The organism is Lysinibacillus xylanilyticus, assembly GCF_001183605.1.
Classification (GTDB): domain Bacteria; phylum Bacillota; class Bacilli; order Bacillales_A; family Planococcaceae; genus Lysinibacillus; species Lysinibacillus xylanilyticus.
Window position 1 is genome coordinate 651,583 of the sequence record NZ_LFXJ01000010.1, and the last position, 21,618, is coordinate 673,200.

The following is a 21,618-nucleotide window of genomic DNA, read 5'->3' on the forward strand; positions in this document are numbered from 1 at the left end:
AGTGTTGGAATACACAGTCGAAAGTGATATTGGGTTAAAACGAGCAATCAATGAAGACCGTGCGGCATTTTTTCAACGTCCAGGCGGACTTGCACTAGCACTTGTAGCGGACGGCATGGGTGGTCATAATGCTGGCGATGTAGCGAGTGATATGGCGATGGAACAAATAGAATCCGTTTTTTTACAGGCAGAGGCACATCATTTTGCATCAACAACATCAAAAAAAGAGTGGTTATTACAAGCAGTCAAGCAATTGAATAAAAGTATATATGACTATTCTTTATCACATGAAGACTGTAAAGGAATGGGCACGACGTTTATTGCAGTGTTAATTGAAAAAAATCATTGCTTTATCGCCCATGTTGGTGATAGTCGTGTGTATTATTTCTTTGATGATGGTGCACAACAAATAACAAGAGATCACTCCTATGTAAATGTTCTGGTTGAAAATGGTGAAATTAGTGAAGAGGAAGCGTTGACGCATCCGAAGAAAAATTTCATCTTAAAAGCGGTTGGTACAGAAGAAACGATTGAACCAGACTTTTACGAAATTGATTTAGCATCAGAATCGTATTTACTCATTTGCTCTGACGGTTTAAGCAATAAACTTACAGTATATGAAATGGCATCAATTATTACGTATCCAGATTCAATAGAAGAAAAAGGACGAAAACTTGTGGAATTAGCAAATGCAAGCGGGGGAGAAGACAATATCTCCCTCGTGCTACTCACAAGGCAAGATGAGGAGGTGTAAGTATGCTTGTAGGTAAACGAATTAGTGACCGTTATAAAATTATAGAGCTTATTGGTGGCGGTGGTATGTCCAATGTTTATTTAGCACATGACATGATTTTAAACCGTGATGTAGCGATCAAAATATTACGCTATGATTTTACCAATGAGGATGAATTGCATCGCCGTTTTCAACGTGAAGCACTTTCTGCTACAAGCCTTACACATCCAAATATCGTTAGTATTTATGATGTAGGTGATGATGGTGATCTACATTATATTGTGATGGAGTATGTCCAAGGAAAAACATTAAAGCAGTACATACAGGAATTTGCACCAATTTCTCCTGCTAGAAGTGTGCATATTATGAAGCAGTTAACATCAGCAATTGCCAATGCTCATGAAAATCATATTATCCATCGTGACGTTAAACCTCAAAATATTTTAATGGATGCAGAAGGCAATGTGAAAATAACTGATTTTGGCATAGCGATGACACTTAGTGCAACGTCATTTACACAAACGAACTCCGTGCTTGGAACGGTGCATTATTTATCACCAGAGCAGGCTCGTGGTGGTACGGCAACAAACAAATCTGATATTTATGCACTTGGCATTGTTTTATATGAATTATTAACAGGGGAATTGCCATTTTCAGGTGAGTCAGCTGTTTCTATCGCGCTTAAACATTTACAATCTGAGACACCGTCAGTTCGTGCATTCGATGCTACAATTCCACAAAGCTTGGAAAATGTCGTACTAAAAGCTACAGCGAAAGATGCTTCTCATCGTTATTCAACTGTAGAAGAAATGCAAGCAGATTTAGAGACAGTTTTATCGCCTAATCGTATCAATGAACCGAAGTTTGTCATACCGGTAGATAATGATGTGACAAAAGCTATTCCGATTATAAAAGAGTCAGTTATACGTAAAGACGAAGATTTAACGGAGACAAGAGCAATCGAACCAATTGTTCAAGCAAAGCCGAAACCTGAGGCTAAGAAGCCTGTTGAAAAAACGACACCTGTAAAGAAAAAGAAAAAATGGCCAATATATGTTGCTGGACTAGTAATAGCAGCTATCGCCATTTTCCTATTCGTTTTCTTTGCCACAGATTTATTTAGCCCAAAAAAGATATCTGTACCTAGTGTGGCTAATATGACAATTGAGGAAGCTACTAAGAAATTAGAGGCTGAAGGCTTTACTGTTGGTGGTGAACATCAGGAGCGTTATGATGAGAACGTTGAAAAGGATAAGGTCATTGAAACAGACCCTGCGGAGGGGACGGAGCGTGTAAAAGGTGCGGAAATTGACTTAATCGTCAGTCTTGGAGTAGAGACGACGAAAGTGGAAGATTATAGAGGACAGCAAGTTAGCCAAGTTCAATCAATGTTAAAGGGTAAATTTTTAGAGCCACAAATTAACTACGTGTATTCAACAGTGCCAGAAGGCCAAATTATTGATCAAGAGCCGAAACCACAAGAAGAGGTAATCGCTAAAGATACAACGATGAAATTTACGGTAAGCGCAGGTGTACAAATGGTTACCGTAGATAATGTTGTGAATTACACGAAGGCACAAATGGATGAGTATGTAAGTAGAAAAGGCTTAAAATGGCGTATTGCTTCTGAAGACTTTAATGATACAGTGGCTGCTGGAAATGTTATTTCACAATTGACAAAAGTCGGGACTCCAGTTGAAGTAGGATCTACAATAGCGGTTGTTATAAGTAAAGGACCTGCCGAAAAACCTAAAAAAACTTTGGTGAAAACTGTGGCTGTGAAAATACCATATGAACCAGCTGAGGAAGGTATAGAGCAAACTATTCGTATTGAAATTCAAGATAAAAACCATACAATGTCATCAGTAGCCGATAAATTTACTATTACGGCTGATAAAGATTATAAAATACAGCTTGTCATTGAAGAGGGCGAAGTAGGCGCATATAGAATTATTCGTGATTCAGAAATTATTGCTGAAGACAGATTCAACTACGACGATGTCAAATAAGGGGGAATTGGATGGCTCAAGGCCAAATACGTAAAGCATTAAGCGGTTTTTACTATGTATATGATGGAGAACAACTAATACAATGTCGAGGACGTGGGGTATTTCGTAATCGCGGGGAATCCCCACTTGTCGGCGACATTGTAGAATACACACTAGAAACAAAGGGATCAGACGGTACTATTCAAAAAATTATGGAACGTCAAAATGAATTAGTGCGTCCTCCGATAGCCAATATTGATCAAGGTATTCTTGTATTTTCTGTAAAAGAACCTAATTTTAATACAATTTTACTGGATCGTTTCTTAGTTGTTTTAGAGTCATTTCATGTTCATCCGATTATTTGTTTAACAAAGATGGATTTGCTAGAAGATCATGAACGTGAGGAATTGCAATGCTATATAGCAGATTATGAAAACATGGGTTATACCGTGCTACAAACCTATAAGGGTGAGGAAGAGCTAGTTGATCGTCTACAGCCTATTTTAAAGGAAAAAACTTCTGTATTAGCAGGGCAATCTGGAGTTGGGAAATCCACATTACTAAATACATTGATTCCAGATTTAAATTTAAAAACTGGAATTATTTCACAAAGCTTAGGGCGTGGAAAACATACGACGCGCCATGTCGAATTAATAGAAGTATGTAACGGCTTATTAGCAGATACTCCAGGATTTAGTTCATTTGATTTTGATGAAATAGAAAAAGAAGAATTAGGCGCATGCTTCCCTGAGATGGCCCGTATTGCAGATGATTGTAAATTTAGAGGCTGTTTACACTTAAAGGAACCCAAATGTGCTGTAAAGGCAGCAGTTGAGACGGGGGAAATTCGTGACTACCGTTATAAACACTACGAACAATTTATGCAAGAGATTATGGATCGAAAGCCGAGGTATTAATGATGATACAAATAGCACCATCAATTTTAGCAGCTAATTTTGCTAAATTAGGAGAAGAAGTAAAAGAAGTAGAAAAGGCTGGGGCACAGCTTATTCATATCGATGTTATGGATGGTCATTTTGTGCCAAATATTTCTTTTGGCTCTATTGTATTAGACGCCATTCGTCCTTTAACTGATTTACCGCTAGACGTTCATTTAATGATTGAAAATCCTGATCAATATATTGAACAATTCGCCAAAGCAGGAGCGGACTATATTACGGTGCATGTAGAAGCTTGCCGCCATTTACACCGTACAATTCAATTAATTCGTTCATATGGAGTCAAACCTGGTGTTGTATTAAATCCACATACACCAATAGAATCTATTCAACACGTTTTAGAAGATATTGATATGGTGTTGTTTATGACAGTGAATCCAGGGTTTGGGGGGCAAAAATTCATTCATTCTGTTGTCCCAAAAATTGAAGCATTAGCAGCTATTATAAAAGAACGTAATCTTGATATTGCAATTGAGATTGACGGTGGTATTAATGCAGAGACTATTATTCCTTGTGCTAAAGCAGGCGCAACAATTTTTGTAGCTGGTTCCGCTATTTATAGTAAAGAAGATCGTTCTGCGGCCCTACAGGAAATTTTGGCTGCTGGTGAGGCAGCGATTCAAGGATGACAGTAGTCGTTGTTTGTGCAGGCGGGCCAAGAGCGGAACTCTGTTCATTTAGCCCGTATAAAGAGCAAAGTGATGTGTTATTTATAGGAGCAGACCGAGGAGCGCTATATTTAATCGAGCAAGGAATCACACCACATGCCATAGTAGGAGATTTTGACTCACTATCGCAAGAGGAATACGAGCTGGTGATGGCACATACAAATGATAGACAACGATTTCAGGAAGAAAAAGATGAAACAGATACAGACTTAGCGTTATTAAAAGCATTGACCTATACACCGCTAGAAATTGTGCTTACAGGTGTTACAGGTGGTCGTTTAGATCATTATGAGGCAGCGGTTCGTTCGATTTATCGTTTACAAAAAGAGCATCCGCAGGTAGTATTGAAGATTATTAATCATGTAAATATGATGCAATTTTTAATGCCAGGCACACACATCATTGAAGCAAACGAGCAATACCGTTATTTGTCTTTCTTTGCGCATGAAGAGCCGATTAAAGATGTGACATTAAGGCAAGTAAAGTATGAAACAACAAATGAAGAAATCTCTCTTGGTACATCTCGCTTTACAAGTAATGAAATAATAGGCAATTCAGGGTCTATATCTTTCACGCAAGGCATATGTTTAATGATAAGAAGCATAGATTAGCGTAAGGGGGAGAGAGTCCTGAAAGTATATACGTTCCAGCTGCCGAAATTTGTAAGTAGTATTACGCGTACATGTATCAACATTTTTAAAAAAGAAAAGAAAGTAAAAAAATCCGACTAACACTAGTCGGATTTTTTTCTGGTGTTGAATAACAAAATGGTCAAGGAATTCTTTGTGAATATTGTGGTGGGTGATTTCCGTTCAAGGCTACTCGCTTTCCTGTGGGCGAGCGTCGAGCCGCTTCCTCCGCTGCGCTCCGTGCAGGGTCTCGCCTGTCTCGCTTTCCCACGGGAGTCGAGTAGCCTTCCACTCCAATCAGCGATAGCGTAGAACTTTTATTAATTTTATGTATTTCAAAAGTGAACGCTATGGCTACTCAATATAATCAAACAGAAGAAACTTATAACAATAATGCTTTTGTACACCTGATCTTGCTGACGCTACGTTAACACTACGCTTTCGCGAAAGGGGTACATACTATGAGAAGTGGTTGATTGGAGTGGAGACTGGGCGACTCCTTGGGGCTCATCGGACGCCCCCAGGAAAGCGCCCAGTCGGAACGGAAATCAACCTCTAGCTTTGCTAAAGAACTATACTTTATTATATCGTAACTGCCATTCTGCATAGGCGTTTTGTTGTGCTGCTATATGTAATGAAAGCCGCTAGGAATTACTATGAGATGTAATTGCTTGCGGCTTTCTTTATTAGTCCAGTTATTGAGACAGAAAAAAATCGATTTGCGCCAAATGCGAAATCGATTTTTTGGAAGCGACGATTAAACGCGCTCGATTTTACCTGATTTTAATGCACGAGCAGAAACCCATACACGTTTTGGTTTACCGTCTACTAAGATACGAACTTTTTGAAGGTTAGCACCCCATGTACGTTTGCTAGCGTTCATAGCGTGGGAACGGTTGTTACCAGTACGAGCTTTACGTCCAGTGATTACACATTGTTTTGGCATGTTGTATTCCCTCCTTACTGTTAATGCTGAAAGATTATTATTTCAGTTCGGTATTTCACATACCATAATAATTTAACATACCATGACGTTCAGTGCAATAGTTTTCACTTAACCTTTCAAGAAAAAAACCTTTACAGACATAAATAATTGTCAGATAAGAGGGAATCATTTTCTGGATACAGCAAATCTAGGCTAATTAAATAGTTTTCAATATTATTTTCCTCGATAACCAAGCTTCATAGAAACACGTTTCCCAGTTTCCATTAAACGCTCTGTAAGGGTATTAATATGTTCTGCTGAAACGTTAAAGCTAACAAAACCTATACTTACTGCACCGACTACTTCATTGAAACCATTTAAAATGGAAACTGCAATTGAAGATGTTCCTGCAGTTCTTTCCCCATGACTAATGGCAAATCCTTGTAGTCTTATTTGTTCAAGCTGTGCCTCTAATTCAGCGATTTCTTCATGAGGAATAAGTTGTTCAATAATTTCCATTGCTTGAGAAACGGGCATTGTGGCTAAAATGGCTTTATTTGCAGCTCCAATATGCATTGGTATACGAATACCTAGCTGATCATAAATACGAATGGGATTAGCTGCACTGTCTATTCTTTCGATAATAATTGTATCTAAACCAGCGGGCTTACTTAAATAGACGCTTTCCTCGACTTCTCTTGCTAAACGCTCTAATTCGGGCCTAATTTTACTAATGTAGTCCATCGTATCATACACTTGTAAGCCGAGTTCCATCCAAATTGTTCCGAGTCGATATTGTTTAGTTTGATCGTCTTGTTCAATCATTCCTTCCTTGATCATCGCTTTTAAAATTCTATGTAATGTACTAAGTGGTAAATTGCATTTTGCCGAAAGCTCTGAAATGGACAAGCTATTTTCACTTGCTTCAGAGGCCAAAACTTTAGCGATTGTCATAGCTCGTTCTAATAATTGCATTCATGTCCCACCTCTCCTTCATTTATTTTATTTTTATTCTTTGTCTACGTCTAGCTACATAATTGTGGACATCCATTTTGTTACGCTATTCAAAAAGAATGAATATAGAAATTTTTCTAAATATATTGACATTATACCTTAAAACACATATATTTTTCATATAAACTTTCCTCTATGCGGAAACGTTTTCCACTAAACGGAAAAAAGGGGTGAAGGGAATGCATTATTGTTCGTCAATGTATGCACCTTTGAAACACGTAATAGTAAAACATCCAAAAGATGCTTTCCGAAACCAAGAGCATCTTAGCGATGAATGGAAAACATTTAACTACTTATCAGAACCTAACTATAATGAGGCTCTTATAGAATACGCTGAATTTATGAGTATTCTAGAAAAGTATGTTGAAAAAATTGATTTTTTACCAGAATCAGATGAAGTAGGGTTGGATTCGTTGTATGCACATGATCCTGTAAAGTTCACACCAAATGGTGCCATTATCCTGAAATCTGGCAAAACATTAAGACAGCCAGAAGCAGCTGTGTATAAAGCATTTTTACAGGAAAAGGGCATTCCGGTTATCGGAGAATTGACTGGAGAGGCTGTATCAGATGGTGGCGATATAGTTTGGCTTGATGATCGTACTCTTGTTGTAGGTAGAGGTTATCGAACGAATGATGAAGCTATTCGTCAGCTAAAGGACATGACGGAGGATATAGTCGACGAATTCATTGTTGTACAGCTACCGCATGATTTAGGTGAAGCTGAATGTTTACACCTAATGTCCTTCATTAGTATGGTGGACAAAGATTTAGCCGTTGTACATTCACGATTAATGCCGGTATTTTTTCGTCAGCTTCTAATCAACCGAGGTATTCAATTAATTGAAGTCCCGAAAGATGAGTATGATGCGCTAGGCTGTAACGTTTTGACACTTGCACCGAGGGTATGTATTATTCCCAATGGAAATCCAATTACAAAGCAACGATTACTTAATGCAGGCGTAACAGTTTATGAATATAAAGGAAATGAAATTTCGCTAAAAGGAACAGGTGGACCAACATGTCTAACTTGCCCAGTAGTAAGAAGATAAAAGGAGATGTCGTAAAATGTTTAAAAATGTTATTGTAAAAAATCCAGGAAATAGTTATTTAAATGGTTTAACGACTAGTGACTTAGGAAAACCGATTTTAGAAAAATTATTTGAGCAGCATGAAAGATATATAGAAGCTTTAAAGAAATGTGGCGTAGAGGTTACACATCTCCCAGCAAATGAGGCCTTCCCAGATTCAACATTCGTAGAGGATACAGCTGTTTTAACACCTGAATTTTCCATTATTTCAAATCCAGGGGCAGAGGCTCGTAATCGTGAGATTGAGGAAATCGAACCAGCTGTTAAAAAGTTCTATGAAAATTTATATTATATCGAAGGCACAGGAACACTTGATGGAGGAGATGTATTGCAGGCAGAAAAGAAATTTTATGTAGGCATCTCTGACCGTACTAATGAAGAAGGGGCTCGACAATTTAAAGAAATCGTTGAAAAAGAAGGCTATGAGGCAACGATTATTCCGTTAAAAGAATTTTTCCATTTAAAAACGGGCATCGCATATGTTGGTGAAAATCGTATGGTGCTAGCAGGAGAGTTTATCGACCATCCTGCATTCGAATCCTATGAAAAAATTATTATTCCAAAAGAGGATGAGTATTCAGCAAACTGTATTCAAGTAAATGATTATGTCATTATTCCTGCAGGCTATCCAGAAACAAATCGTAAATTAAATGATTTAGGCTACCAAACAATTGAGCTTGAAATGTCTGAATTTAGAAAACATGATGGTGGACTAAGCTGCTTGTCATTACGTTTTTAACTTCTTGCAGCGGGTGTACAAACATCTGCGGCAAGTATGCCGAGGCGTAATTGATTTCAATGTAAAAATACCCAATCAATTTAGGAGATAAATTGATTGGGTACTTTAGTAGAAATAATAACAGAATATTCGATATATTAATAGCAACTAGAGAGTGGGGATGGATGTTGAGTAAAGGGGAACAACGGCATGATAATCAATTAAACCGTTCAATGAAAAGTCGTCATTTATTAATGCTTTCGCTCGGTGGCGTTATTGGAACAGGACTCTTTTTAAATGTTGGCTACACAATTAATCAAGCGGGTCCTGGAGGCGCATTAATTGGTTATTTATTTGGTGGTTTAATATTGTATATGGTAATGAATTGTCTTGGAGAATTAGCTGTTTACATGCCTGTAACTGGTTCTTTCCAAACCTATGCAACACGTTTTATCGGTCCTTCAGCAGGATTTTCTTTAGGGTGGATGTATTTTGTAGGGTCAGCTGCCACAGCGGGCGTAGAATTTACTGCAGCGGGGATTCTGATGCAACATTGGTTCCCTAATGTCCCTATTTGGATTTGGTGTGCTGTATTTATGGTACTGTTATTTACTTTAAATGCATTAACAACTAGAGGCTTTGCAGAAGCAGAATTTTGGTTTGCAAGCATTAAAGTTATTGCGGTGATTGCGTTTATTGTTATAGGAGTTGCCGCAATCTTTGGATTGATTCCGCTAGCTGATCGTCCAACACCACATTTTACGAATTTAGCACCGTCTGGTTTATTCCCAGCAGGTATTGCGATTATATTTGTCACAATGATGAATGTTATCTTTTCTTATCAAGGTTCTGAACTTGTCGGGATTGCAGCAGGAGAAACTGAAAATCCAGAGAAAAATATTCCTCGGGCAATAAAGACAATTCTTTTTAGAATTATAGTTTTTTATATTGCTTCTATTATTGTTTTATCTGCTATATTCCCTTCATCGGAGCTTGGACTACTAGAAAGTCCTTTTGTCACATTGATGAAATTAGCTGGCGTTCCATATGCTGCTGGCATTATGAACTTTGTTATTTTAACAGCGATATTATCAGTAGGTAATTCATGTTTATATGCTTCAACACGTTTATTATGGTCGATGTCAAAAGAGGGAATGGCTCCTAAATTATTTGGGCGATTAACGAAAAATAAAGTGCCATTAAATGCACTCATTTTCACGATGCTTTTCTCGCTGCTTTCTTTATTAACGAGCGTGATGGAAGCAGATGCAGTATTTGTTTTACTCATGTCTATTGCAGGGATTTCTGTAACAATTTCATGGATGGGAATATGTGCATCTCAATTGATGTTCCGATATCGATATGTCAAAGCAGGAGGAGATGTGGCTGAATTAAAATTTAAAACACCGTTTTATCCATTGATTCCAGTGTTCTGCATTGTTTTTTGCATGCTAATCCTTGTCTTTTTAGCATTCGATCCAACACAAAGAGTTGGTTTACTTTATGGGATTGGATTCTTTATCGCTTGCATGATTTTCTATAAATTAAAATTGAGTAAAACAAATACAGTTTCTTCTGAGTTTGAAATAAAAAATGAGGAATCACTTGATATACACTGATATGTATTCTGTGTTGAGAAGATCGGATAAAGGAGAGTTTTTATGAATGTTTATCTTTGGAATACCCCTGAAAAACTACGTGCATTATTATGTGAAATTGTCAGTTGGGAAAGTAGAACTTTAACAAAAGGTGAACATGAATTTGCCTATAAATTAAAAAATAAATTGCAAACGCTTTCTTATTTTCAGAAAAACCCAGAACTTATTGAATTGCATGATGCGGGTCTCGAACGCAATGCTGTGACTGCTTTGTATAAGCATCCATCTGCAGTAGAAACGGTTGTGTTAATTAGTCATTTTGATACTGTCCATACAGAAGAATATGGTGAGCTTGAACCATTAGCCTTCTTCCCTGAAGAGCTTACAAAAAAGCTAATGGAATCTAGATACAAAAAAGATTTACCGGAAGCCGCAAGAATTGATTTGGAATCAGGCAACTACTTATTCGGTCGTGGGACGATGGATATGAAAATGGGGCTTGCTTTACATATGCAGTTGATTGAAAAGGCAAGTATCGAAGAATGGCCAATCAATCTTATTTTAACGGCCGTGCCAGATGAAGAAGTGAATTCTGCTGGGATGCGTGCAGCAGTTGTAGAGCTTGTCAGACTCCGTGAACTGCATGGACTCTCTTATAAACTATTTTTAAATAGTGAGCCTTCTTTTTCACAAGGCCCGGCTGATATCAACGAATATATATATTCAGGAACTATTGGAAAAATTATGCCAGCAGCTTTATTTTACGGAAAAGAGACTCATGTAGGTGAGCCATTAAAAGGAATGACAGCGAATTTTATTGCCTCATACATGACGCAGCATATGGAGTGGAATCCAATTTTCCGTGAAACTGATCTAGGCGAAAGTACGCCATTACCTGTATCTTTACAATTAAAAGATTTGAAAATGGAGTATTCTACACAAACACCATATCGAGCAGCAGCCCTTTATAATGTGTTTTTATTAAAGCGCACAGCATCTGAAGTAATGGATATTTTTGAACAAGTTGCATTAGAAGCAATGTCAGCTTGTAATGAACAATATAAGCGAATTTGTGAGCGCGAAAAAGTACATGGCGTGGGTGAAGTAAAGGTACTTCGTTATGAGGCACTTTTAGAGTATGCGATAAAGAAATTAGGCGCTGTGGAAGTAAGTTTAATAAAAAATCAAGTTCTTGAAAATAGTGCATGGGATGATCGAGAGAAATCTATTCGCATCGTGGATCAGCTAATGATTCGCTGCCAGGAACTAGCACCAGCGACAGTGTTGTTATATGCACCACCATATTATCCGGCGATCAATTCATCCAATCACCCCCTTATCATTCAATCGATTGAATTGATGAAGAAAACGGCCAAAACATTTGATATTGAAGTAGAGCAAATTCATTATTTTAATGGTATTTGTGATTTGAGCTATGTCAATTATTCAGATGACTCAAATGAATGGACAGCATTCGAGCACAATACACCTGTATGGGGTGACACGTACAGTATTCCTTTTGAAGCGATGTCCGCATTACAGGGCCCTGTTTTAAACGTAGGACCTTTTGGGAAAGATGCCCACCAAAAGACGGAAAGACTACATGTGGATAGCGCATTTAAGGAAATGCCAGTGATGATTGATACGCTTATTAAAAGCTTATTTTAATTGAATGACTTTGTTCAATAATATTGATGATAATTAAATCAAGGACCTTGTGAGGTTCTTGATTTTTTGCTGTTATAAGTAAGGCGTTGAATAAGAATTAGCTTTATTATTTTTTGAGAATATTTTATGCAACGAAATGAAATGCCTGCTATAAAGTTTTGTTTTTGACTACGGAAACCTGCCTAGCAATATGTAGGTTTTTTGTGCTTTTTTAAGGTGGGGCCAATCTAGTTTTTCAATGTGTGTGAGGAGATTTTAGAGGAAGTACGCCACTTAAACATTCGTCATGAACATTCAAAAGTACTGATATTGTAACAATCAGGATCGGGATGTGCCATGCCAAAATCTCAAATAGCGAGCAATTGAAAACATGCTGTGAATTAGCTGATCAAGCACTATACACAGCAAAACGAACGTTCGTAACAACTTTTACAGAAAAAGTGGAAATTTTGGTGAAGGTGTATGTTTACCTTTGTAATGTTAGTAAAACGTTGATACAATGCGCTTTCATGCCTTCCAAGGTTGCTTAATGTATAACGAAAGTGTTACAATATCATTTAGTCAAAAAGAGCCAAGGGGGCATTTCTATGTCAATTGAATTAAACAATGAATTCGGCCAAATTGATATTTCAACAGATGTACTTGCACAAATAGCTGGTGGCGCTGCTGTAGAATGCTACGGTATTGTTGGCATGGCATCTAAACATCAAATTCGTGATGGTCTAACTGATATTTTACGTAAAGAAAATTTTGCAAAAGGTGTTGTTATTCGAAAACAGGACGACAATTTACATATTGATATGTACATTATTGTTAGTTACGGGACAAAAATTTCGGAAGTTGCTTATCAAGTACAATCGAAAGTGAAATATACAGTGGATAAAACATTAGGTATGAGCGTGAAATCTGTCAATATCTTTGTACAGGGCGTTCGTGTAGCGAATGATTAAGAGGAGGAACTAATTCTAATGCAGTCTTTAGACGGAATAAAGTTTGCAGAAATGGTGCAAATGGGTGCCCATCACCTATTCCAAAATGCAAATTATGTTGATTCATTAAATGTATTTCCAGTACCAGATGGTGATACAGGAACGAATATGAACCTATCGATGACATCTGGGGCAAAAGAAACAGAGCAATATGCGTCAGAACATATCGGCAAAACAGCTCAAGCTTTATCAAAAGGTTTACTTATGGGAGCACGCGGAAATTCAGGCGTTATTTTATCGCAGTTATTCCGTGGTTTTGGTAAATCTATCGAAAAAGAAGAGACAATTGATGCTAAGGGCTTTGCGGGTGCCTTCCAAGCAGGCGTAGAAACTGCTTATAAAGCAGTAATGAAGCCAGTTGAAGGAACAATTTTAACGGTTGCACGTGAAGCTGCGAAAAAAGGTGTAGAAGTGGCAGAAACTGAAACCGATATCATTGCGGTAATGGAAGCATTTACTGCTGAAGCACAGGCTTCGTTGCAACGTACACCTGAACTTCTACCTGTTCTAAAAGAAGTCGGTGTTGTAGATAGTGGCGGTCAGGGTCTTCTATTTGTGTATGAAGGATTTTTAGCATCCTTAAAAGGCGAGCCATTACCGGTGAAAAATGAAGCAACTTTAAATGATTTAATTAATGCAGAACATCATAGAGCACAAGATTTCATGGATACTGCGGATATTGAATTTGGTTATTGTACAGAAATCATGGTTCGTTTTGAAGAAGGAAAAGAGCCATTTAGTGAAGAACAATTCCGCAATGAATTAAGCCCTCTAGGTGATTCTTTACTCGTTATTTCAGATGAAGAAATTGCAAAAGTGCATATTCATTCTGAGCAACCAGGCGCTGTTTTAGCAATGGGCCAAAAATATGGTAGTCTCATTAAAATTAAAGTCGACAATATGCGTGAACAGCATTCTGCCATTGTTGGTGAGGAGCATAAAGCACCTTCTTCAGCTAAAAAAGCAGAAAAGCACCCATATGCAATTGTAACGATTGCAATGGGCGAGGGAGTTGCTGAATTACTTCGTTCAATTGGTGCTTCTTACGTTATTGAAGGCGGTCAAACAATGAACCCTTCAACTGAAGATATCGTGAAGGCAGTACAAGAAATTGGTGCTGAAAAAGTATTGATTTTACCAAATAACAAAAATATCGTCATGGCAGCAGAACAAGCAGTAGAGCTTTTAGATATAGAAGCGGCTGTAGTTCCAACGAAAACAATCCCTCAAGGTATGGCGGCGATTCTATCGTTTAATCCAGAGGCGGCAGTTGAATTGAACCAATCAACAATGACAGAAGCCTTTGCAAATGTTAAAACAGGCCAAGTAACTTATGCAGTTCGCGATACATCTATTGATGGTGTGGAAATTCATAAGGATGATTTCATGGCTCTTGCTGAAGGAAAGATTGTATTATCTACTCCGGCATTAAAAGATGCTGCTCAGAAGGTAATTACTGATTTAGTAGATGAAGATGCAGAAATTGTAACAGTCATCTATGGTGAGGATACAACGGAAGAAAACGCCTCAGAATTAGTGAAATTTATTGAAGAGAATTATCCAGAGGTTGAGGTAGAGTTATTTAATGGTAAACAAGGATTATATCCGTATATTATTTCAGTAGAATAATTCAATCTACTTTGCGTATAAGTAGACAAAGCAGTGCACAAGCCGTGTACTGCTTTTGTTTATGGTACAAGGAGAGTAGGAATTAATAAACTATAAAATCAGCTAAGAATTAATGATCTGATGTATGTTTCCAGAGGACAACGAACTTGGAAATATTGGGATTTCGGCATTTTGAAATCATTGTGTATACGGAGTAGACAAAAATTAATCAATATTTCCGTTGTGAAATTATAGTCGTGTAAATTTTCTGAAAGTTGATAAAGAAGTGCTTTACTTTTATAGTAACTATCAAGCATGATATAAATAAAAAATCGATATTATTATATGGATAGAATAGAGGGGTGTTATTATGAAGTTTACTTCAGTATTTGATATTATTGGACCAGTGATGATTGGGCCTTCTTCTTCTCATACGGCAGGTGCCGCACGAATTGGACGCGTTGCTAGAGATTTATTTGGAAGACAACCAAAATGGGCTAAAATCCACTTATATGGTTCGTTTGCTGAAACGTATAAAGGGCATGGAACAGATGTAGCTTTGGTAGGGGGCCTATTAAATTACGATACATTCGATGAACGGATTAAAACAGCTTTTGCCGATGCAGAAAAGGCGGGCTTAGATTATGAGTTTATCCCTGAAACAGCAAATATGGAGCATCCAAATACAGCTCGCCTTGTGATTGGCGATGATGAAGGAGAGATGTCTGTCGTTGGTATCTCTATCGGTGGCGGTAAAATTGAAGTGAGTGAGGTTAATGGCTTCAAGCTACGTCTAACAGGTGGCATGCCAGCAATCCTTGTTGTTCATGATGATCGCGCTGGCTGTATTGCCAATGTGGCAAATTGCTTAGCGATGCATGCAGTCAACATTGGCCATATGGAGGTTTCACGTATTGAACGTGGTTTAACGGCCCTTATGGTGATAGAAGTCGATCAAAATATCGAGGATAAAATATTGCAACAAATTTCTTTAATACCACATATTTCGAAGGTTTCTAAAATTAATAACTAAGGAGGCGCACCAATATGGATGTATTGTTTCATAATGTTCGTGAACTAGTTGAACGAGCGGAGCAAGAAGGAAAGCTAATTTCTGAAATTATGATTGAGCAAGAAATGTTAATAACTGGACGCACAAGAGAAGAAATTATACAGCAAATGGACAATAATTTAACGGTGATGGAGGAAGCTGTTGAAAGAGGCTTGAAAGGTGTAAAATCTGTAACAGGCTTAACAGGCGGTGACGCAGTATTACTTCAAAATTATATATCACAAGGAAATTCGCTGTCGGGTGATTTATTACTAGACGCAGTGAGTAAAGCGGTTGCTACAAATGAAGTTAATGCGGCTATGGGTACAATTTGTGCTACCCCAACTGCAGGTTCAGCTGGGGTTGTACCAGGGACACTGTTTGCAGTGAAGAACAAGCTAAATCCGACACGTGAGCAAATGATTCGTTATTTATTTACATCGGGTGCTTTCGGCTTTGTTGTTGCTAATAATGCTTCGATTTCAGGTGCTGCTGGTGGCTGTCAAGCAGAGGTTGGCTCAGCTGCTGGTATGGCAGCGGCAGCGATTGTAGAGATGGCTGGTGGTACTCCACAGCAATGTTCAGAAGCATTTGCCATTACACTGAAAAATATGCTAGGGCTTGTTTGTGACCCGGTAGCTGGCTTAGTAGAGGTTCCTTGTGTTAAGCGGAATGCTATGGGAGCGGCAAATTCCCTTGTGGCAGCGGATATGGCACTTGCGGGGGTCACAAGTCGCATCCCATGTGACGAAGTGATTGGCGCGATGTATCGAATTGGACAATCTATGAGTCCGAATTTAAAAGAAACTGCACGTGGAGGCCTTGCTGCAACGCCAACAGGTAAAGCTATTAGCAAAGCCATCTTTGATAACGGCAATTTAGAAAGTATCAAGTCACTTCAAAAATAAAAATATTCAACACGCTTTTCCTAAGTGGAAGGCGTGTTTTTTTGAGGTTCTACATGGTATAGGTGTTTTTATAGGGAAAATAAAAAACATATTGGTGAATTAGTATGGAAGTTCGGACGGGGTGGATATATTTTCCTGGTGATACACTCATCACCGTAACGTGTAGATGATGAGCTGCTTTGCTTGTGCTCCCGGGCTTCATCTGTGAAGCTACAATCAAATTATATATATGGCATACGTTTGAATAAATGTCATCCCTTACTTTTGGTGATGAGCCCTATCAAGAAAAAGCCTTTTGGAATTTTAGTAAAGGGTAGGGGTAGGGTAACAGGCAACGGCATCAATCAATCCTTCATCAAATCCGTAGAACGCCCAGTAGGCACCGTTCCATCTATATCCAGATACTTCACCCATTTCTATACGAGTAGGATAAAACCAAAACTCTCTCCCGTTTCTAAGCCATACATAAGTATTTTGATATACACAATCAATGACATAGGACACAGAAGGTTTTGTTGGTCTGAAGTTTGGTGGAGGTGATTGTGGTCTCATTGTTCCTTGAGGTGGAAAAAATCCCAAGTGATTTCACTCCTTTTCAACATTATATGCTGAGAAGAAATTAATGCTTTTATTTAACAGAACTTTTAAAACCTAAGGATTGTAAAGCTATGTATTTCTACTGAAGGTGGGCTTTGTTTGAAGCTAAATAAGTTTATGTTCTTTATGTACACCTACTTAAAGATATAACTATCCAGGCATGTTGAGTAAGAAAAAAATAGGTTTATTATTGAACGATAAAAGGATTTTTTTGTTGCTATTTGCGTAGTGGCTACTCGACTCCCGCGGGAAAGCGAGACAGACGAGACCTCGCCCGAAACGGAAAGAAGAGTCTTCTATTTAATAAGGTGGATAAAAATGGTTAATAAATACACCTGTTAACTATAAATCAATTAGTAATGAATAGAATTGCTATCTTAGTGAAAATGAAAAGTTATATAATGATTAATGAATATATAATAATGTTTAGTATTTGTTCAAAAAGTGTTAAACGCAAACAACAATATTATGAAAGCTAAGAGTAATCGTAAGAAAGGGGAAAACTCAAATGCTGAAAAATAGTATGGTTAAACGGATGACTGTAGGTAAAGTACTTGTGGTGAAAAACTTTGGAGGAGCTGTCGTGCAAGGTGACTGATTTAAAGAGTCCCGTTTCTGAATTAAAGGGAATCGGGAAAGAAACAGCAGGACATTTAGAGGCAATAGGCATCGAGACAATCGCGGATTTGTTATGGACGTTTCCGCATCGACATGAGGATTTTCGTTTAAAGGATTTGGCACAAACACCACATAATGAACGTGTCACTGTTGAGTGTAAAGTTGAACGTGAGCCGACAGTATTGTTTTTAGGTCGCAACAAATCACGATTACAAGTCACGGTACTAGCAGGTCGACATTTAGTTAAGGTTGTTTTTTTTAACCAAGGCTATTTGAAGCAGAAGCTTGTACCAGGAGCTATTATTACCATTACAGGGAAATGGGATAGAGGTAGACAAGTAATCAATGGAACGTCTGTAACGTTTGGTCCTAAGACAGATCAGGTCGACTTTGAACCTGTTTATAGTTTAAAAGGTTTGATTCCGCAAAAACGTTTTCGTAAATATATGCGCCAAGTGCTAGATGAGTTTGGTGCAGAGATACCAGATGCTGTTCCGCAGCAATTACAGGCAGATTATAAGCTTGCTTCAATGCGTGATGGGCTTGAGGGAATTCATTTCCCTGTTGATGCAGGACATGCTAAACAGGCTAGAAGACGCTTTGCCTACGAAGAGTTACTAAACTTTCAACTACGTATTCAAGCGTTGCGTAAAATCCGAAAGGACAGTGAGCACGGTACAGTTATACAGTTTGATTTGCAAAAGTTACGTGTCTTTATTGCATCGTTACCATATGAATTAACAGGTGCACAAAAACGCGTCGTTAATGAAATTTGCAAAGATTTGAAAGAACCTCATCGTATGAACCGCTTACTTCAAGGTGATGTAGGGTCGGGGAAAACCGTTGTTGCGGCAATATGTTTATATGCAGCTGTAACTGCTGGTTTTCAGGGGGCTTTAATGGCGCCGACGGAAATTTTAGCTGAGCAACATGCAGAAAATTTGATGGAATGGTTTGAGCCATTTGGCGTACGTGTAGCTTTACTATCGGGCTCGACGAAAGCAAAGGAGCGTCGTTTGCTTTTAGAAGAATTGGCAAACGGAAACATAGATATTTTAATTGGTACACATGCGCTAATTCAGCCTGATGTCGTTTTTCACAAGCTTGGTTTTGTTATAACAGATGAACAGCATCGTTTTGGTGTAGAGCAGCGTAGAATATTACGTGATAAAGGAGAAAATCCAGATGTGCTCTTTATGACGGCGACACCAATACCACGTACACTGGCGATTACAGCATTTGGAGAAATGGATGTTTCAATGATTGATGAAATGCCAGCAGGACGTAAGCAAATTGAAACACATTGGATGAAAAAAGAGCAATTTGGCTCTGTTATGTCAAAGCTAGAATTAGAGCTTGCTGCTGGTAGACAGGCTTATGCTATTTGTCCACTGATCGAGGAATCAGACAAGCTGGATGTACAAAATGCTGTAGAAATCTATGAGCAGCTTGCAGCATATTTTAATGGCCGTTACAATGTCGGATTAATGCATGGTCGCTTATCCGCGGATGAAAAAGACGCTGTCATGCGAGCTTTTAGTGAGGGAACTATTCACGTACTTGTGTCTACAACAGTTGTTGAGGTTGGGGTTAACGTACCGAATGCAACTTTTATGATTATTTATGATGCTGAACGCTTTGGTTTAGCTCAGTTGCATCAGCTTCGCGGGCGTGTTGGACGAGGTGAACATCAGTCATATTGTGTGTTGCTAGCCGATCCAAAATCGGATGAAGGTAAAGAGCGAATGCAATCGATGACGGAAACGAATGATGGCTTCCGCCTAGCTGAAAAGGATTTGGAACTACGTGGTCCGGGTGATTTCTTTGGGCGTAAACAAAGTGGATTGCCCGATTTTAAAGTAGCGGATTTAGTGCACGATTATCGAATACTTGAAACTGCGAGAAAAGATGCAACGGATATGCTTAAGACTGATGCTTTTTGGCATGATGATGAGTACAAATATTTACGTGAAATGCTTGAAAATTCAGGTGTTTTACAAGGGGAACGCTTTGATTAACTGAATTTTTGATGCTCAATTAGGAATGTGAGCGCTTGTTTTTAAAACAAGTCTTGCATTCTTTTTTTATACTCTATATACTGATATTAGTACCAAGTGCTAATAACAACTAAAAAGGTGGCGAATGATGTTGAGACGAACGAAAAAAGAGCGACAGCGACTATTATCCGAAACGATAGCTGATAATCCATTCGTCACAGATGAACAGCTAGCAACACAGTTTCAGGTTAGTGTCCAAACAATTCGTTTAGATCGTATGGAATTAGCGATTCCAGAATTACGAGAACGAATTAAAGATGTTGCTTCGAAAACCTATGAAAATGAAGTGAAATCTCTACCGATCGATGAAGTGATCGGAGAAATAATTGATATTGAATTGGATAATCGTGCATTATCTATTTTTGATGTAAAAGAAGAACATGTTTTTCAGCGCAATGGCATCGCACGTGGACATCATTTGTTTGCGCAGGCAAACTCATTAGCGGTAGCAGTTATTGACGACGAACTAGCATTAACAGTACATTCTAACATTACCTTTGTGAAACCTGTTAGAGCTGGAGATCGTGTTATTACAAAAGCAATCGTTATCGGACGTGATGAAAAAAGTCATCGTACAAAAGTAGAGTTAACGTCCACTGTTAACGGTGAAACAGTTTTTGTTGGTGAATTTGATATGTACCGCACGAAAGGTAAAGGTGAACAACAATGAAATTAGCGCTTGATGGAATGGGTGGAGACAACGCACCAAAATCAGTTGTTGAAGGTGCTTTATTAGCATTAGAGCAAATCCAAAATTTAGAAATTCAATTATATGGTCAGCAGCAAAAGCTTGAACCATTTTTAAAAATACATGATCGATTAACTGTAGTACATTGTGATGAAGTTGTTGAAGGAACAGACGATCCAGCACGCGCTGTTCGTCGTAAAAAGGATTCATCAATGGCAAGAATGATGGATGCAGTTGAAGAAGGAAAGGCAGATGCTTGTCTTTCGGCAGGTAATACAGGTGCTTTAATGGCAGGAGGCTTATTTAAAGTAGGGCGTATTGAAGGGATTGCTAGACCTGCTCTAGCCACTACACTTCCTACTTTAGATGGTAAGGGCTTTTTAATGCTTGATTTAGGGGCAAATGCAGACGCGCGACCTGAGCATTTATTGCAATATGCAATTATGGGCGATATTTATGCGAAAAAGGTAGGCGGCTTACAAAAGCCACGTATCGGCTTGTTAAATATCGGTACTGAGGATAAAAAAGGAAATGAATTAACGAAGGCAGCTTTTGGATTATTAAAAGAAGCAGATTTAAACTTTATCGGTAATGTTGAAGCTCGAGATTTACTTGAAGGGGTAGCGGACGTTGTTGTAACAGACGGCTTTACAGGTAATATGGTGTTGAAATCGATAGAAGGTACTGCTAGCGCGTTATTTTCAATGCTAAAAGAGGCTTTCATGTCTTCAACAAAAACAAAAATTTCGGCAGCACTTATGAAAAATAATTTGCGTGACCTAAAAAATAAAATGGACTACACAGAGTACGGTGGTGCAGGCTTGTTTGGTTTACAAGCACCTGTGATTAAGGCACATGGCTCATCGAATGCCAAAGCAATATACAGTGCAATTCGCCAAGCAAATACGATGGTTGAGCATACAGTCATCTCGACAATTACAGATACAGTACGTCACTTAGAAATTGATTAACTTCTTTCAGCGGGTGTCCAAACACCCGCTGAAATAGAGGAACTCAGTCTCAGAACGCCACGTCCTGTGGCAACGACTGACTGACCAACATCATGTTGCTGACGCTACGTGAGCACTGCGCTTTCGCACAAAAAACATCT

At 38.4% G+C, this 21,618-nt stretch carries 20 protein-coding genes; 17 read left to right on the top strand and 3 right to left on the bottom strand.

Going from position 1 to position 21,618, the window contains the following annotated elements; genetic code table 11:
- The first annotated feature begins 4 nt into the window (after nt 1-4).
- Genes ACZ11_RS20550 through spoVM form a run of 6 tightly spaced genes read left to right on the top strand, consistent with a single transcriptional unit; the run spans nt 5 to nt 5,079 of the window.
- A complete protein-coding gene (locus ACZ11_RS20550) occupies nt 5-754 on the top strand; it encodes a Stp1/IreP family PP2C-type Ser/Thr phosphatase (protein ID WP_049668393.1) in 750 nt (249 codons plus the stop codon).
- A 2-nt stretch (nt 755-756) separates the two neighbouring features.
- Nucleotides 757-2,742, top strand: coding sequence for a Stk1 family PASTA domain-containing Ser/Thr kinase (pknB, locus tag ACZ11_RS20555; protein ID WP_049668394.1), 1,986 nt, complete (start codon nt 757-759; stop codon nt 2,740-2,742).
- An 11-nt stretch (nt 2,743-2,753) separates the two neighbouring features.
- A complete protein-coding gene (gene rsgA, locus ACZ11_RS20560; RefSeq protein WP_049668395.1) occupies nt 2,754-3,638 on the top strand; it encodes a ribosome small subunit-dependent GTPase A in 885 nt (294 codons plus the stop codon).
- 2 nt (nt 3,639-3,640) lie between these two features.
- Complete coding sequence (rpe, locus tag ACZ11_RS20565; RefSeq protein ID WP_049668396.1) at nt 3,641-4,309, top strand: ribulose-phosphate 3-epimerase; 669 nt, start codon at nt 3,641-3,643, stop codon at nt 4,307-4,309.
- On the top strand, nt 4,306-4,959 hold the full coding sequence (locus tag ACZ11_RS20570; RefSeq protein ID WP_049668397.1) for a thiamine diphosphokinase: 654 nt from the start codon (nt 4,306-4,308) through the stop codon (nt 4,957-4,959). Before rpe ends, ACZ11_RS20570 begins: the two co-directional genes overlap by 4 nt.
- Nucleotides 4,960-4,977: 18 nt before the next feature.
- Nucleotides 4,978-5,079, top strand: a complete 102-nt coding sequence (gene spoVM / locus ACZ11_RS26020; RefSeq protein WP_100544041.1) for a stage V sporulation protein SpoVM — start codon at nt 4,978-4,980, stop codon at nt 5,077-5,079.
- A 655-nt stretch (nt 5,080-5,734) separates the two neighbouring features.
- Here spoVM and rpmB read toward each other — a convergent pair.
- Entirely contained in the window at nt 5,735-5,923 is a 189-nt protein-coding gene (gene rpmB / locus ACZ11_RS20575; protein ID WP_049668398.1) for a 50S ribosomal protein L28, read from the bottom strand.
- Nucleotides 5,924-6,136: 213 nt separating this feature from the next.
- Nucleotides 6,137-6,877: an IclR family transcriptional regulator gene (locus ACZ11_RS20580; RefSeq protein ID WP_049668399.1), complete on the bottom strand. Its 741-nt coding sequence runs from the start codon at nt 6,875-6,877 to the stop codon at nt 6,137-6,139.
- A gap of 218 nt (nt 6,878-7,095) precedes the next feature.
- Between ACZ11_RS20580 and ACZ11_RS20585 the strand changes: the two genes are divergently transcribed.
- From ACZ11_RS20585 to sdaAA, 8 genes are all read left to right on the top strand, one after another.
- Nucleotides 7,096-7,968: a dimethylarginine dimethylaminohydrolase family protein gene (locus tag ACZ11_RS20585; RefSeq protein WP_049668400.1), complete on the top strand. Its 873-nt coding sequence runs from the start codon at nt 7,096-7,098 to the stop codon at nt 7,966-7,968.
- Between the two features lie 16 nt (nt 7,969-7,984).
- Nucleotides 7,985-8,746: a dimethylarginine dimethylaminohydrolase family protein gene (locus ACZ11_RS20590; protein ID WP_049668401.1), complete on the top strand. Its 762-nt coding sequence runs from the start codon at nt 7,985-7,987 to the stop codon at nt 8,744-8,746.
- 164 nt (nt 8,747-8,910) lie between these two features.
- Nucleotides 8,911-10,344, top strand: coding sequence for an amino acid permease (locus ACZ11_RS20595; RefSeq protein ID WP_049668402.1), 1,434 nt, complete (start codon nt 8,911-8,913; stop codon nt 10,342-10,344).
- A gap of 42 nt (nt 10,345-10,386) precedes the next feature.
- Entirely contained in the window at nt 10,387-11,991 is a 1,605-nt protein-coding gene (locus tag ACZ11_RS20600; RefSeq protein ID WP_049668403.1) for a M20/M25/M40 family metallo-hydrolase, read from the top strand.
- A gap of 587 nt (nt 11,992-12,578) precedes the next feature.
- Nucleotides 12,579-12,941 (top strand): Asp23/Gls24 family envelope stress response protein, encoded by a 363-nt coding sequence (locus ACZ11_RS20605; RefSeq protein WP_049668404.1) that lies wholly within the window; start codon nt 12,579-12,581, stop codon nt 12,939-12,941.
- Between the two features lie 18 nt (nt 12,942-12,959).
- Nucleotides 12,960-14,609, top strand: coding sequence for a DAK2 domain-containing protein (locus ACZ11_RS20610; protein WP_049668405.1), 1,650 nt, complete (start codon nt 12,960-12,962; stop codon nt 14,607-14,609).
- A gap of 349 nt (nt 14,610-14,958) precedes the next feature.
- The gene (gene sdaAB, locus ACZ11_RS20615) at nt 14,959-15,621 is read left to right on the top strand and encodes an L-serine ammonia-lyase, iron-sulfur-dependent subunit beta (RefSeq protein WP_049668406.1); all 663 of its coding nucleotides are present in this window, start codon (nt 14,959-14,961) and stop codon (nt 15,619-15,621) included.
- A gap of 14 nt (nt 15,622-15,635) precedes the next feature.
- Nucleotides 15,636-16,547, top strand: a complete 912-nt coding sequence (gene sdaAA, locus ACZ11_RS20620; protein WP_049668407.1) for an L-serine ammonia-lyase, iron-sulfur-dependent, subunit alpha — start codon at nt 15,636-15,638, stop codon at nt 16,545-16,547.
- A gap of 303 nt (nt 16,548-16,850) precedes the next feature.
- On the opposite strand, the gene ACZ11_RS20625 is transcribed toward sdaAA, so the two are convergent.
- Entirely contained in the window at nt 16,851-17,126 is a 276-nt protein-coding gene (locus tag ACZ11_RS20625) for a transporter (protein ID WP_236690915.1), read from the bottom strand.
- Nucleotides 17,127-17,734: 608 nt separating this feature from the next.
- Between ACZ11_RS20625 and recG the strand changes: the two genes are divergently transcribed.
- The 3 genes from recG (at nt 17,735) to plsX (ending at nt 21,478) form a co-directional block, all read left to right on the top strand.
- Complete coding sequence (recG, locus tag ACZ11_RS20630) at nt 17,735-19,780, top strand: ATP-dependent DNA helicase RecG (RefSeq protein WP_049668408.1); 2,046 nt, start codon at nt 17,735-17,737, stop codon at nt 19,778-19,780.
- A gap of 130 nt (nt 19,781-19,910) precedes the next feature.
- Nucleotides 19,911-20,489 (top strand): transcription factor FapR, encoded by a 579-nt coding sequence (fapR, locus tag ACZ11_RS20635; protein WP_049668746.1) that lies wholly within the window; start codon nt 19,911-19,913, stop codon nt 20,487-20,489.
- On the top strand, nt 20,486-21,478 hold the full coding sequence (gene plsX / locus ACZ11_RS20640) for a phosphate acyltransferase PlsX (protein ID WP_049668409.1): 993 nt from the start codon (nt 20,486-20,488) through the stop codon (nt 21,476-21,478). The genes fapR and plsX overlap by 4 nt, the downstream gene beginning before the upstream one ends.
- Nucleotides 21,479-21,618: the final 140 nt, after the last annotated feature.